Source organism: Citrobacter sp. Cpo037 (genome assembly GCF_030332945.1).
GTDB classification, from domain to species: domain Bacteria; phylum Pseudomonadota; class Gammaproteobacteria; order Enterobacterales; family Enterobacteriaceae; genus Citrobacter; species Citrobacter portucalensis.
The window spans coordinates 72,538-85,783 of sequence record NZ_JAOWGW010000069.1 but is presented as its reverse complement, the minus strand read 5'-3'; the positions used below and the strand labels follow the sequence as shown (position 1 = coordinate 85,783).

At 49.4% G+C, this 13,246-nt stretch carries 14 protein-coding genes; 4 read left to right on the top strand and 10 right to left on the bottom strand.

What is annotated here, in order from left to right:
- Positions 1-81: 81 nt before the first annotated feature.
- Positions 82-744: a carbonate dehydratase gene (can, locus tag OGX94_RS16150; protein ID WP_003018654.1), complete on the bottom strand. Its 663-nt coding sequence runs from the start codon at positions 742-744 to the stop codon at positions 82-84.
- 108 nt (positions 745-852) lie between these two features.
- Here can and OGX94_RS16145 point away from each other — a divergent pair, with 108 nt between their 5' ends.
- The 4 genes from OGX94_RS16145 (at position 853) to OGX94_RS16130 (ending at position 4,381) form a co-directional block, all read left to right on the top strand.
- Positions 853-1,779 (top strand): ABC transporter ATP-binding protein, encoded by a 927-nt coding sequence (locus OGX94_RS16145; RefSeq protein ID WP_003829469.1) that lies wholly within the window; start codon positions 853-855, stop codon positions 1,777-1,779.
- Positions 1,776-2,546 (top strand): ABC transporter permease, encoded by a 771-nt coding sequence (locus OGX94_RS16140; RefSeq protein WP_003829467.1) that lies wholly within the window; start codon positions 1,776-1,778, stop codon positions 2,544-2,546. The genes OGX94_RS16145 and OGX94_RS16140 overlap by 4 nt, the downstream gene beginning before the upstream one ends.
- A 103-nt stretch (positions 2,547-2,649) precedes the next feature.
- Entirely contained in the window at positions 2,650-3,090 is a 441-nt protein-coding gene (locus OGX94_RS16135) for a PTS sugar transporter subunit IIA (protein WP_003829464.1), read from the top strand.
- 61 nt (positions 3,091-3,151) lie between these two features.
- Positions 3,152-4,381: a polysaccharide deacetylase family protein gene (locus OGX94_RS16130; protein WP_257662301.1), complete on the top strand. Its 1,230-nt coding sequence runs from the start codon at positions 3,152-3,154 to the stop codon at positions 4,379-4,381.
- Positions 4,382-4,384: 3 nt separating this feature from the next.
- On the opposite strand, the gene OGX94_RS16125 is transcribed toward OGX94_RS16130, so the two are convergent.
- The 9 genes from OGX94_RS16125 to panC all read right to left on the bottom strand — a co-directional run bounded on the left by OGX94_RS16125 (position 4,385) and on the right by panC (position 13,243).
- On the bottom strand, positions 4,385-5,488 hold the full coding sequence (locus tag OGX94_RS16125) for a fimbrial protein (protein WP_257662302.1): 1,104 nt from the start codon (positions 5,486-5,488) through the stop codon (positions 4,385-4,387).
- Positions 5,489-5,496: 8 nt separating this feature from the next.
- Positions 5,497-6,108 carry a fimbrial-like protein gene (locus OGX94_RS16120; RefSeq protein WP_257662303.1) on the bottom strand — a complete coding sequence of 204 codons (612 nt, stop codon included), beginning with the start codon at positions 6,106-6,108 and terminating at the stop codon, positions 5,497-5,499.
- Between the two features lie 17 nt (positions 6,109-6,125).
- Positions 6,126-6,716: a fimbrial protein gene (locus OGX94_RS16115; protein WP_063941124.1), complete on the bottom strand. Its 591-nt coding sequence runs from the start codon at positions 6,714-6,716 to the stop codon at positions 6,126-6,128.
- Between the two features lie 29 nt (positions 6,717-6,745).
- The gene (locus tag OGX94_RS16110; protein WP_149335391.1) at positions 6,746-7,384 is read right to left on the bottom strand and encodes a fimbrial protein; all 639 of its coding nucleotides are present in this window, start codon (positions 7,382-7,384) and stop codon (positions 6,746-6,748) included.
- A gap of 27 nt (positions 7,385-7,411) precedes the next feature.
- Positions 7,412-10,012, bottom strand: a complete 2,601-nt coding sequence (locus OGX94_RS16105) for an outer membrane usher protein (RefSeq protein ID WP_257662304.1) — start codon at positions 10,010-10,012, stop codon at positions 7,412-7,414.
- 59 nt (positions 10,013-10,071) lie between these two features.
- The gene (locus OGX94_RS16100) at positions 10,072-10,818 is read right to left on the bottom strand and encodes a fimbrial chaperone (protein ID WP_032934256.1); all 747 of its coding nucleotides are present in this window, start codon (positions 10,816-10,818) and stop codon (positions 10,072-10,074) included.
- Between the two features lie 82 nt (positions 10,819-10,900).
- Entirely contained in the window at positions 10,901-11,494 is a 594-nt protein-coding gene (locus tag OGX94_RS16095; RefSeq protein WP_003829452.1) for a fimbrial protein, read from the bottom strand.
- 418 nt (positions 11,495-11,912) lie between these two features.
- Positions 11,913-12,293 carry an aspartate 1-decarboxylase gene (gene panD / locus OGX94_RS16090; RefSeq protein ID WP_000621526.1) on the bottom strand — a complete coding sequence of 127 codons (381 nt, stop codon included), beginning with the start codon at positions 12,291-12,293 and terminating at the stop codon, positions 11,913-11,915.
- A 95-nt stretch (positions 12,294-12,388) separates the two neighbouring features.
- Entirely contained in the window at positions 12,389-13,243 is an 855-nt protein-coding gene (panC, locus tag OGX94_RS16085; protein WP_257662305.1) for a pantoate--beta-alanine ligase, read from the bottom strand.
- Positions 13,244-13,246 lie beyond the last annotated feature (3 nt).

The window sequence follows — 13,246 nt, the reverse complement described above, 5'->3', positions numbered from 1 at the left end:
CCTGATGGCGCTTCGCTTATCAGACCTACGGTGTAGGTTTGTAGGCCGGGTAAGGCGTCGCCGCCTCCCGGCAATGTCACATTATTTATGGTTGCTGTGTTTCTGACTCAGGTTAGATAAGCCCTGGCGATAGCGCTGCTCCAGCGTTTCGCGGCTGGTGGCGGTGACGTCCAGATCGCGCAGCAGACCGTCATGAATGCCGTATGCCCAGCCGTGAATGGTCACTTTCTGACCGCGCTTCCAGGCTGAACGCATAATGGTTGAGTGGCCCAGGTTATAGACCTGTTCCATGACATTCAGTTCGCACAGGGTGTCCATGCGACGTTCCTGCGGCATTTCGCCCAGCAGTGAGCTGTGTTTGAACCAGATATCGCGGATGTGCAGTAACCAGTTATCAATCAGCCCCTGTTCTTTATTTTCAATTGCCGCCTGGACGCCGCCGCATCCATAGTGGCCGCATATAATAATATGTTCCACTTCCAGCACATCCACCGCATACTGAACCACTGAGAGACAGTTCAGATCGGTGTGAATAACCAGATTAGCAACATTACGGTGAACAAACAGTTCACCCGGTTCAAGACCGGTTAAACGTTCAGCGGGAACGCGGCTATCGGAACATCCAATCCATAGAAAACGCGGATTCTGGGCATGCGTCAGCGTTTCAAAAAATCCGGGATCCTCTTCTACCAGCATCTTTGACCATAGTGCATTGTTGCTGATGAGTGTATCTATGTCTTTCATGGAGTTGTACGACCCGAAGCCAGATAAATTCGATGGGCTAATATAGGGTAACTCCAGCATTAATTAAACTATATATAAAATGTCAGAACGTAAGGTAAGTATAAAAACATGACCATTGCTCTGGAACTTCAACAACTTAAAAAAACCTATCCCGGTGGCGTTCAAGCGTTACGCGGCATAGATTTGCAAGTCGAAGCGGGTGATTTCTATGCGCTTTTGGGACCGAATGGCGCAGGAAAGTCCACCACCATTGGGATAATCAGCTCGTTGGTGAATAAAACCTCCGGGCGGGTGAGCGTTTTCGGGTACGATCTCGAAAAAGATACGGTTAACGCTAAACGCCAGCTTGGTCTGGTACCGCAGGAGTTTAACTTTAACCCGTTTGAAACCGTGCAGCAGATCGTGGTGAATCAGGCGGGTTACTACGGTGTTGAGCATAAAGAGGCGGTCAAACGCAGCGAATTATATTTAAAGCAGCTCGATTTATGGGAAAAACGTAACGAGCGTGCGCGCATGCTTTCCGGCGGGATGAAACGCCGTCTGATGATTGCCCGTGCGCTGATGCACGAGCCAAAATTACTCATCCTGGATGAACCAACGGCGGGCGTCGACATTGAGTTACGTCGTTCAATGTGGGGCTTTTTAAAGGATTTAAACGACAAAGGCACCACCATTATTCTGACCACCCACTATCTCGAAGAAGCGGAAATGCTGTGTCGCAATATCGGCATTATTCAGCATGGTGAGTTGGTGGAAAATACTTCGATGAAGAGCCTGCTCTCCAAACTGAAATCCGAGACTTTTATCCTCGATCTGGCGCCGAAAAGCCCGCTGCCGAAACTGGAAGGTTATCAGTACCGGCTGGTCGACACTTCCACGCTGGAAGTGGAGGTTCTGCGTGAACAAGGGGTCAACAGCGTCTTTTCTCAGCTGAGTGCGCAGGGCATTCAGGTATTGAGTATGCGTAACAAAGCGAACCGACTGGAAGAACTGTTTGTTTCTCTGGTTCATGAAAAACAAGGAGATCGCGCATGATGCAGCTTTACTGGGTTGCGCTGAAAAGCATCTGGGCGAAAGAGATCCACCGCTTTATGCGTATCTGGGTCCAGACTTTGGTGCCTCCCGTCATCACCATGACGCTCTATTTTATTATCTTTGGTAACCTGATCGGCTCGCGTATCGGCGAAATGCATGGCTTTAGCTACATGCAGTTTATTGTGCCGGGGCTGATTATGATGGCAGTGATCACCAACTCGTACGCCAACGTGGCCTCGTCGTTCTTTAGCGCCAAGTTTCAACGCAATATTGAAGAGCTGCTGGTCGCCCCGGTGCCGACGCACGTGATTATTGCCGGTTTCGTCGGCGGCGGCGTGGCGCGTGGCCTGTGCGTAGGCATTCTGGTGACGGCTATTTCACTGTTCTTCGTGCCGTTCCAGGTGCATTCCTGGGTCTTTGTGGCGCTCACGCTGGTGCTAACGGCAGTACTGTTCTCGCTGGCCGGATTGTTGAACGCAGTCTTTGCAAAAACCTTTGATGATATCAGCCTGATCCCCACCTTCGTGCTGACGCCGCTGACCTATCTGGGTGGCGTGTTCTATTCGTTAACGCTGCTGCCGCCGTTCTGGCAGGGACTGTCGCATCTGAACCCAATTGTCTACATGATTAGCGGCTTCCGCTACGGCTTCCTGGGTATTCATGATGTTCCGCTGGTCACCACGTTTGGCGTGCTGGTGGTGTTCATTGCGGCGTTTTACTTGCTGTGCTGGTACCTGATTCAGCGCGGACGCGGCCTGCGTAGCTAATTCTTTCTTCCTCTTCCTGGCCGGGAGAGGAAGACTTTTGATGCTTATCACCATTACCGATTTATCACCCTGATAAACTACTTGCCTGCTAAGGAGGTAGGCAATGTTAGGTTGGGTAATTACCTGTCATGACGATAAGGCACAGGATATGCTGCATCGTCTGGAGAAAAAGTACGGTCCGTTGGAGCAATGTCAGGCGGTAAGTTTCTGGCGTGGGCTCAGCTCGAATATGTTAAGCCGCATGATGTGCCATGCCCTGCATGCCACCGACTCAGGCGAGGGCGTGATCTTCCTGACGGATATGGCCGGGGCCGCGCCGTACCGCGTGGCCTCGTTAATGAGCCACAAACACCCCCAGTGTGAAGTGATTTCAGGTATCAGCTACCCATTACTTGAACGAATGGTTTCGTCGCGGGAATCGCTGAGCAGTTCTGCGTTTCGCGATTGCATCGTCGCGCTTGGCGGCCCCGAAGTCACCAGCCTCTGGCATCAACAACAAAAAAATCCCCCCTTCGTGTTGAAGCATGATTTGTATGAGTATTAATCATTGGTATTGATGGCGCTTTTGCTACAATAACCGAGGTTTCTCGCCTCGGTTATCTCAGATGGTTATGCGCGTTCTGTTTTTTCTGTTGCTCCTGTTCTCTGGCAGCGTCGCCGCGGCTTTGCCTGCTCGCTATATGCAAACCACCGAAGCGGCCGCCGTATGGGCGCAGATTGGCAATAAGATGGTGACGGTCGGGAATATTCGCGCCGGGCAGATCCTTGCCGTTGAGCCCATCGCGGCAGACTATTACGAATTTACCTTTGGCTTTGGCACCGGATTTATTGATAAGGGACATCTGGAGCCGGTTCAGGGGAGGCAGAAAGTTGACGATGGTCTGGGCGATCTCAATAAACCGCTTAGCAATCAAAGCCTGGTAACCTGGAAAGATACGCCGGTGTATAACGCTCCAGATATCGGTAGCGCCCCGTTTGGCGTGCTGGCAGATAATCTGCGCTATCCCATTATCAGTAAGCTTAAAGATCGACTCAACCAGACGTGGTTCCAGATCCGCATTGGCGGCAGGCTGGCTTATATCAGTGCTCTGGATGCGCAGGAAGACAACGGCATCCCGGTGTTAACGTATCATCATATTCTGCGCGATGAAGAGAATACCCGCTTTCGCCATACCTCCACGACGACCTCTGTACGCGCGTTTAGCAACCAGATGGCCTGGCTCCAGGACCGCGGCTACACCACGTTGACGATGTATCAACTGGAAGGCTATGTACGCAACAATATGAACCTCCCGGCGCGGGCGGTGGTGCTGACGTTCGACGATGGCCTGAAGTCGGTGAGTCGTTATGCTTACCCGATTCTGAAGCAGTATGGCTTTAAAGCCACGGCGTTTATCATTAGTTCACGTATCAAGCGTCACCCGCAGAAGTGGGATCCGAAATCGCTGCAGTTTATGAGCCTTTCTGAACTGAACGAGATCCGCGACGTGTTCGACTTCCAGTCGCATACTCATTTCCTGCACCGTGTGGATGCCAATCACCGGCCAATCCTGCTGAGTCGAAGCTATCACAACATTCTGTTTGATTTTGCCCGTTCTCGCCGGGCGCTGTCCCAGTTCAATCCTCACGTCCTGTATCTTTCGTATCCGTTTGGCGGCTATAACACTACGGCGGTACAGGCGGCGAGCGAGGCTGGTTTTCATCTGGCGGTGACGACGGTGAAAGGGAAGGTGAAGCCGGGGGATAATCCGTTCTTACTGAAGCGCTTGTATATTCTAAGAACGGATTCGCTGGAGACGATGGCGCGGCTGATCAGCAATCAGCCGCAGGGGTGACGCTTATTCGTAGGTGATAGTAAACGTGGCCGAATTTTCGAAAATACCGGCCTTAACAGTACCCAGTTTCTTTAACTGTCCGGTGAACGGGATGGAGTAACTTTCATGAAACCAATCGCCATCGCCTGAAAAATCTACACCAAATGCTTCGGTCCCATCAAATTTGACTGAATGCCAGTTGCCGTTGACCTGTGCGGCAAGTGCGATACCAATGCCTTCAGCGGTGCCACTCGCTCCATTGGTCAAATAATTGCCTGAAGCATCGCTTGGGCCATTTACTGTGATGGAGAATTTGTTCATCGAGCACTGGAATAAATCGAGTGTAAAGGTTCTCTTCTCCGTAGTGTCACCGCTGCTAAAATCGGACGTGTAGAAATCACCAAAGTTAACGGTGCGATCATAAGCATCACCATTGACGCCGTAGGTTCGGCAAGTGGGTTCGGCTAATGTGAATAACACCGAACCACTGCTGATATTCATCGTGACTTTATTTGCGTGCAGCGTTCCCATCTGCATAGAGCCGATGGTGCCGCCTATGGCCCTTACCTGCGTCTGCCCTGGATGAGGACGGTATTCCGGGGTCTGGTACAGCGTGAAAAAGACATCCCAGTTTTTTTCACTCCCTTGATAACCTGCACTGGAAGCACTACTTTTTCTTGTTGTTCCCAGAGGGGGCAGGTCTAAATACAGTTGCTGACCGCCAAGGCAGTTACTCGCACATCTGACCCCATAGGTATAAACAATACCAGGGACGTTGGTTTTTAGTAGCCCAACCGTCTCACCGCTAGTGTATGTTGTCGTGTAGGTGGAATCCATCATACTGGCATCGGGTGGGAATAATTCAACGACGTTATTGGAACCTTCAACAGGGCACGTTATTACGCCACTCATACCGGAAAACAGTAGAGAACTTTCTGGGTTGACATCAGTGAAGGGTTCCGGCAGCGTCAGGCCGCCTATTGCCCCAATCGCCTGGTTACTTGTCCAGACATCAGGAAGTGTAATCGTATAATTATTCTTGAACCAACAGTTATACGCCAGTGCCTGTCCTGCAAATGTAGAGAGCACACAGAAGAGTAACGGCAGTAAATAACGCAATTTCATCATAAATCCCTTTATTGATAGGTAACGTCGACCACCACATTACTGGTGATGACTCCGTTGCCTACGTCGCCGGTGTTCTGATAACGGGCGTAAAACGCGTAATCCGCAGGAAAGCGCGGTTCGGCTTTCCCGGAAAGGTCATACACCACATCGGAAGTGCCATCATCGTTCAATACGTTGGTATGGAACGCTTCAGAAAAAACCACTACCCCAACGTTACTGGCCTGGCCGCTGGTGGCATTATTGGCAAACACGCGTTTGTTAAGCGGGTCAATACCAAATTGCGGCGTAAACTGAAAATGAACCTGCTGGCTGTTGTTGCTTTCCGTACCGGAAATATCGCAGCTGACCACCTGGATGACAAACGGCGTACCGCCTGCGTCGGTCTCTGGTTGCAGGCGGTTGCTGTTATCTGCGTTGTAAAACCAGTCTTGAGACACTGTGGGCAACGTCACATCACTACCGTCTTTTAAATTTATCTGGCAGGTATTCGCAAGGATCCTGGCCGTAAAATTCACGTTCACTCCGCTGTCCTCCGCCGGACTGGCAGCAGACCATAGCCCTGCTGTCAGCGCAGCCAGTAAAACGAAGGCTGATTGTGTAGAAAGGAGTTTCTGTTGCATTGTTGCCCATCCATGGCTTATTCGTAACTTATTGAAAAGGTAACGGGTGCAGTAGCTGTGCCGACGCCAATGTCTGATGCCGTTTTACCGTTTGCCAGTACCAGTGTGGCGTACATATCAAAGGTGACGCTAGTGCTTAATCTGCTGGCACCAAAGCTATGGTGGATCGTGTCATCACCTCCCGTGGGGGTCATAGCACAGTTAAGCGGATGCGGTGTTTTCTGTGAGCTGTGCTCTTCCTGATGTATTTGTATGGAGGTGTTGGTATTTGTCGCGTCGTTAGTGGGGTAATTGGTGCTGTCGCAGGTGCCGCCGGTTGCCTGCGCGGTAATATAAATATCGGACACCCCCGCACACTCTTTGAATGCGATGTAAAACGGTTTTTTGGCCGCATCTGTCCCAACATCATTTTTATAGATATTGCCAATATCCACGGCACTTGTCGCAGCGCCTGTTCCGTCCTGAACCTCAAAATTACATGTGCCAGAAATAAGTTCAGATGAAAACGTAATGGCTAATGAGTCTGTACCTGTCGTTGCGGCATAGCTCACCGTGCTGAATAACCCACCAGCCATCACCAGGGCGAGAAAAAGAGAATTAGATTTCATTGTAGCGCTCCGTAATATCATCGCTGGAATTATTCATAGTTAAAGTTAAACGTTGCGATCGCGTTAAACTTACCCGTGGTCAGACCGACTGTGGTGGTCGAGGTTGGAACTAAATGGGCAATCAAGTCCAGTTGCTTTCCATCACCCACTTCACTGGCTGTGTCCCAGAGAATCACTTCTGAACCGTCCGTGCTCGCGGTCGTACTCGTGAAGATGGTGAACGGTTGATCTGGTGCGCTGGCACGAGCAATCTTCACACCGACGCCTTTTGCGTCGCCATCGCTTGTGCTGCTGGGAACTAATACCTTGTTGCCGTTTTGGGTGCCTGTAATGGTCGTTTTAATGCTTTGCAGCGATGTTGGACAATCACTGGCCTTGATATTAAAGGCGGCGATAGTCGGGCCCGAGGTCGCGGTACTGTTTTGCTCATTGATGAGGTCACCCAACGTGACTTTGTGATCGGCGTCGCCAATGTAAACAGTGGCTGCGCCGCCCGCGGCACCATCATTAACCGCCATGTTGCAGGTCGTTGCCAGTATTCTGGCGGTAAACGTGACATCAAATTGACTTGGTGTCGCATGGGTTGTGAGAGGAATGGCAGAACCAATGGCCAACGCCAACATGGCGATCGGCAGACCACGGCAATATTTAACGTTTTGATGTGTCATTAAGGAAGCTCCCTGTAAAATAATGACTTATTGCATATGGCAGCGCTGACCATTCAGGACGGTGGTTAAACCCGCCTTGAGTGCGCTATCCGTAATTTTATAATGGACGGTACAGTCGCTATCTGCTTCGTTACCCCAGACCACCCGCAGATTGCCTTCTTCTTCCACGCCGCGCACATAGGCTTGTCCCGCCTGACCCACAACGCCAACCCGTTCGCCTTTCTCGCTCAGAACATCGGCACCCAGCGGGATAAAGCCCTTATCATCGCGCAATAATTCAAGGATGACCGAACGGCCTTCGTCAGTGGCAAACTCGACTTTTACCACTGCGCCATCGCGCGGTACGACGTTTTCACTGGTATTTTTCACTTCCACATCACGCTCCAGCGTGCTGATATTTAATCCCACGCGGTTTTCACGGTAGGCGGAGGCGTAAGGCATAAGCGCGTAACCGGAGCTATTCAACTCACCCTGTCCGTAGCCCAGTTTTGCGCCTTCGGCACCGCTGGCGTGAACGAGAATAATGGGGGAGTTGTTGTCTAATGAACCGGGTGACAGAGTTACGCCGCCTGAGTGCAGCACCATCCCGCCGTTATAGCTCGCGGAATACTGCCTGCTGCCATCGTCAGAGAACGAGGACGAAACAGAGAGCGGCCCGTATGGGCTTCGCCATGAACCATAGCCACTCACCTGATTCAGGTTACTATCATCATTGTTGATATTGTTGGCCGTGCTGATGGAGTAGTTAAACAACCCGTTCCGGGCGCTGCCGCTCGCGGAGTTATTGATATTGGCGCTGCCTTTTGTATCGCTATTTACGCTCATATTCAGCGTGTTGAAACCGGCAACACCTTTACCATCGCTGGAGAACACATCCAATGGGACGCTGATGCTAAAGTAGATACTATCGTCGCGCTCCCCTTCTTCGTCGTAGGAGCGTTGCACGGAGAGGCTATAACTGCCGTAGCGGAAGCTGTTGCTGTAGCCGATGTTATAGCTGGAGGTGTTACCACTGTTGTTCCAGTAATCTTCCCAGGAACCAGAGGCATAGAAAGAGCCGTAATTTTCCCCGTAAAAGTCCAGCGGTTGGCTAATGCTTACCTGATACTGGTTTTTTGTACGCTGATAGTTGCTGTAGAGCGCTTCGCTAGAGTCGTAGATGCTGCGATCGTCGCGACCATGTTTAATGTCGTCGTTAAGCTGCGCCGCATCGCTCAGGCTGAGATAATCTTTCGTTGAGAAGCGATATGCCGCGATGTTGAATGACGTGTCGGTCGCTTCGATCATTTTACTGTAGGTCAAACGGTAGCTCTGACCTGAGAGCGAGCCCAGATTCTCAATATCCGCCTGTGAGTGCGTGACGTCCAATGCAAAAGCACCGATACGCGTATTCATCGCGACACCCAACAATCCGGCGTAAAAATCCATATCGGTAAACTGCACACCAGCATAACCGGTAAAGGTGTTATTGATGCCGTAATAACCGGTGGCATAGCCGACCTGGGGGGCATCATACAGTGAGTCATTGTTCAGCTCACCCGCGCCAAACTCCCAGCGTGTAGCTCCAGGACGCACCATTTGCGTCACAGAAGAGTAAGGCACCACAAAGGTATGCTTGCTGCCGTCAGACTCTTCAACGGTCACTTCGAGATCGTTACCAAAACCGGTGGTACTCAAATCATTTAATTCGAATGGCCCTGGCGGGACGGTCGTTTCATATATTTTTCGGCCGCTTTGCTCGACGCTGACTTTGGCGTTGCTGTTGGCGACGCCACGGATCACCGGCGAATAGGAGGTAGTCCCTTCCGGGCGCATGCGGTCATCGCTGTACAAACGCATCCCGCGAATACTGACGGAATCAAAGGTATCTCCATCGGTGTAGGTTTCACCCGCCACAAGTTGAGCGGATAGCACGGGAATATCGCGTTGGAGATAAATATCCTGGCTGGTGTACGATGTGCCATTGTCGCTATCCCAGTCCAGAGTGCCGCGAGAACGCAGATGCCATGCCCCCAAATTGAGGCCATATTGCAGGCCCGCATAGGCGGTATCCGTTGTATAACCATCGGTTTCCCGGTGCCAGCTGTTAATATTGTATGATAATAACGCTGCGGGAATACCCGCATCCCATAAAGACGGATCGACATAACCCGGTGGACGCTTTAACACGTAAAGTTGTGGCACGGTCAATTCCAGAACCAGTTTTGAACTGTCGAAATTCACCGATGAACTGGGATAGATTGTTTTAACATCGACGCAGGTCGACTCGCCCATGCTATCATCTGGCACGGCTTTGATATCAATACCGGCTTGTTTAAGCAGTTGAGCCGTAATACAAGGCGTGGCGCGGGATGTGCCGTTGTCTTTAAACTCCACCTCTTGCGTAACGGTATTTATTCCGTTTAGGCTGATTTTGACCCGATAAATACCCGGCGGAACAGGGTTGCCCTGAGCATATCTGTTAACATCAACAGTGCTGCCCATATTCAATAAAAATTGCTCGTTAAATTCTACCTGTTCTTCAGTTTCAGGCTTAGTTGATTGCGTAGATGTATTTTCAGCTGCCTGAGTCGAAAGCGGGAATGTCGCGCTGATAGCGAGGCATAATAAAGAGCGTCGAAAAAACATAGCAACCCCAGAAAATAAATGAAGATGGTTCTTATATATGATGTTGTGTATTAACTCGTTTATTTTGTTACTTTAGATACTATTTTCTCGGTGCCGCCATAATCATTAATGGCGATATATTCCACTTCACCACTGGTCGTACTGCTAAGACCTTTTACTGGCATCGTTTCACTAGAGAAGGGTTTAATTGACTGTGTATTAATTTCATATTTTTTGTCGCCAATTTTAAATACTGCACCAGAGATGGAAACGTTGTACGGGGAGTCATTGCGGCCAACAACAGACAGCTTGCCACCTTGCAGCGTTTGTGACCATTTCACTTGTTTCATCGCTTCTTTGGCGGTGCCTTTCAGCCCATCAGGACGGAAAAACATCTTAATACGGGTGCGAAAAGCGAGCTGCAATTGGTTCTGGCTTTCACCGTCTTTTTGGGCCGATTTTTTGGGGATTTCCAGAACGTTAAACCAGAATAACGACTCCCGATCCTGTGCTAACGGTTGATTCAGATAGGTCACACGGACAGACTGGCCTTTGCCAGGATCCATTCGCGTAATCGGCGGTGTTATGACAAACGGCAATTTTAATTCTTGTGGGCTGACATTTGCGCGTCCGTCGTCTATCCAGATTTGCAACAGCAGTGGATTTTGACCCCGGTTGGTCATATTCACAATCACATCTTTCATGGATTGTTGGTAAACAATTCGCGTGCCGGAGATCACAACATCGGCGCTACTCTGAAAAGAGGCGAAACCAATAACTGCGGCTATAAGCGTTTTTAACCCTGTTTTCGTGTGTGAGCTGAACATCATGGGATCCACTTCCTTTTGGATTAGAAAGAAACATCCCCTGGAGTCGCCAAGGGATGTAGAAAGGCAACGGCCTTATTACTTATTCATAGCTAATGGTGTAAGTGGTATAAGCGGTAACGGTACCATCAGTCACAGCAGTATCTGTCTTGGTGTAGGCAACTTTATAAGTCAGTGAAGCATGACCGTTTGCATCTAACGGTTGTTTCTGGTCATTGTTTGCCTGACCCATTTTGACCTGGCTGTTGTCAGCGTTTTTCAGCACCAGTGCAACGTTATCGGCTGCGCCTTCAATATTTTCTTGCGGGAACAACAGGCCGCTAGAGTCGGTAGTTGTGCCGTTAAACGTATTGAACTGTACGCTGATATTTTTGTTTTCGTCTGGAGTGACTGTACCTGGGCAAGTTACATCCATAGTGAAGTTAGTTTCACCGAGAACACTGGCTACGTCGTTATTAGAAGCACCAGTGAAGTCAGTAATGTCTACAGTTTTCAATGCAACTTTGAAATCTTCTTGATTCTGAGTCACTGAATCGGCCAGCATTTTAACAGTACAGGTATTCGGGTTTACCAGACCGTTAAACTGGATGTGACCAGCGTTGAGATTCTCTGCCATTGCAGAACCAGACATGATAGCCATTACTGCTACAGCCAGTGTGTATTTTTTAAATGCCATGATAATAAATATCCATATTGATTGATAGGGACTAAAGATATAATTTATATCTTTAGCTTCTTGCCGTTAAATATAACATCTAATTGAGTTATATATTAATTTTCGAGGAGTGTATTAGATGTGGGTTGTCAGCATCAAATTAGTTTATGTGTAATGATTTTTAAATTTTTCTAAAATAAATTCAATGTATATTTGTGTTTTATTTTATTTGTTTTTTGGATAATAAGGGGAGGGGTGATGTTTTTATATCATATAATTTATTTCTCTCAAGTGTATTTGATATTTTTTATTTGAATATTATTTATTTGAGCATTATTTATGATGATTAACGTCTGTTGTTATGTTGATTTTTTGGGGGAGAGACTTAAAAGGAGTCATGATTAATTGACTCCTTGTATATAAATTTTGAATACCTGTTTTAGGCAACCTGTACCGGAATCGCTTTTGCTGTGCGCTTCATTTCGTTGTCACCTTCGAAGTAAGCCACTTTCGGACGCCATGTACGGGCTTCTTCGTCAGACATGGTGACGAAGCTTGCGATAATCACAATGTCGCCAACTTCAGCGCAGTGTGCCGCTGCACCGTTCACCGAGATGATTCTGGAGCCGCGTTCAGCCGCAATGGCATAGGTTGAGAAACGTTTACCATTGGTCACGTTCCAGATATCAATAGCTTCGTTTTCCAGAATACCTGAGGCATCAAGGAAATCCTGGTCGATGGCGCAGGAGCCTTCGTAATGCAGGTCCGCCTGCGTGACTTTTACGCGGTGGAGCTTGCCTTGCAGCATGGTGCGAATCATAACTTCTATACCCTGTCGTTTACCTTGGCTAAGCAGGCGCGACTGGCCTGCTTTGAGAAATCTTCAGGCAGTATTGCCCGATTTTTAACCCCTGTCTACTGGGCTAATGTAACGCTTTGATTATCGATCAGACGTGCCTGACCCAGCCATGCAGCGGCCAGAATCACCGCGCGTTTACTGGTTTCAGTCAACTCCAGCAGCGTGTCGGCATCACGAATCTGAATATCGTCGGCGCGGAAGCCTTTTTCATTCAGTTCTTGTTCGGCAATGGTAATAATTTCTTGCAGCTCACGATTACCCGCAATCAGCTTTTCAGCGATACCGTTCATCACGTTGTGCAGGCTTGGCGCAATTTTACGCTGTTCTGCCGTCAGATAACCGTTACGTGAGCTGAGGGCCAGACCGTCTTTGGCGCGAATAATCGGTACGCCAACGATCTCAATGTCATAACCCATGTCCGCTACCATTTTGCGGATCAGCGCCAGCTGTTGGAAATCTTTTTCACCAAAGCAGGCGATATCGGGTTGGATCAGGTTAAACAACTTGCTGACGATAGTGGAAACACCACGGAAGTGGCCTGGACGGCTGGCACCTTCCAGCATGGTAGAGAGACCGGGAACATCAACGAAAGTCTGGCCTTCCAGACCATGCGGGTAGATCTCTTCAACGGCCGGAGCAAAGACATAATCGACTTTACGCTTGTTCAGCTTTTCGCAATCTTCCTGCAGGGTACGCGGATAGCGCACCAGATCGTCCGGTCGGTCAAACTGCATCGGGTTAACGAAAATGCTGACGAACACCACATCAGCCCGCGCTTTTGCTTCATCGACCAGTTTCATATGGCCGTCGTGCAGGTTGCCCATGGTGGGAACCAGAGCGACGCGTTTACCTTCCTGACGCAGACGACGAATATGCTGGCGCAGCAGCGGCAGGGTTTCAATGATTAACACAAC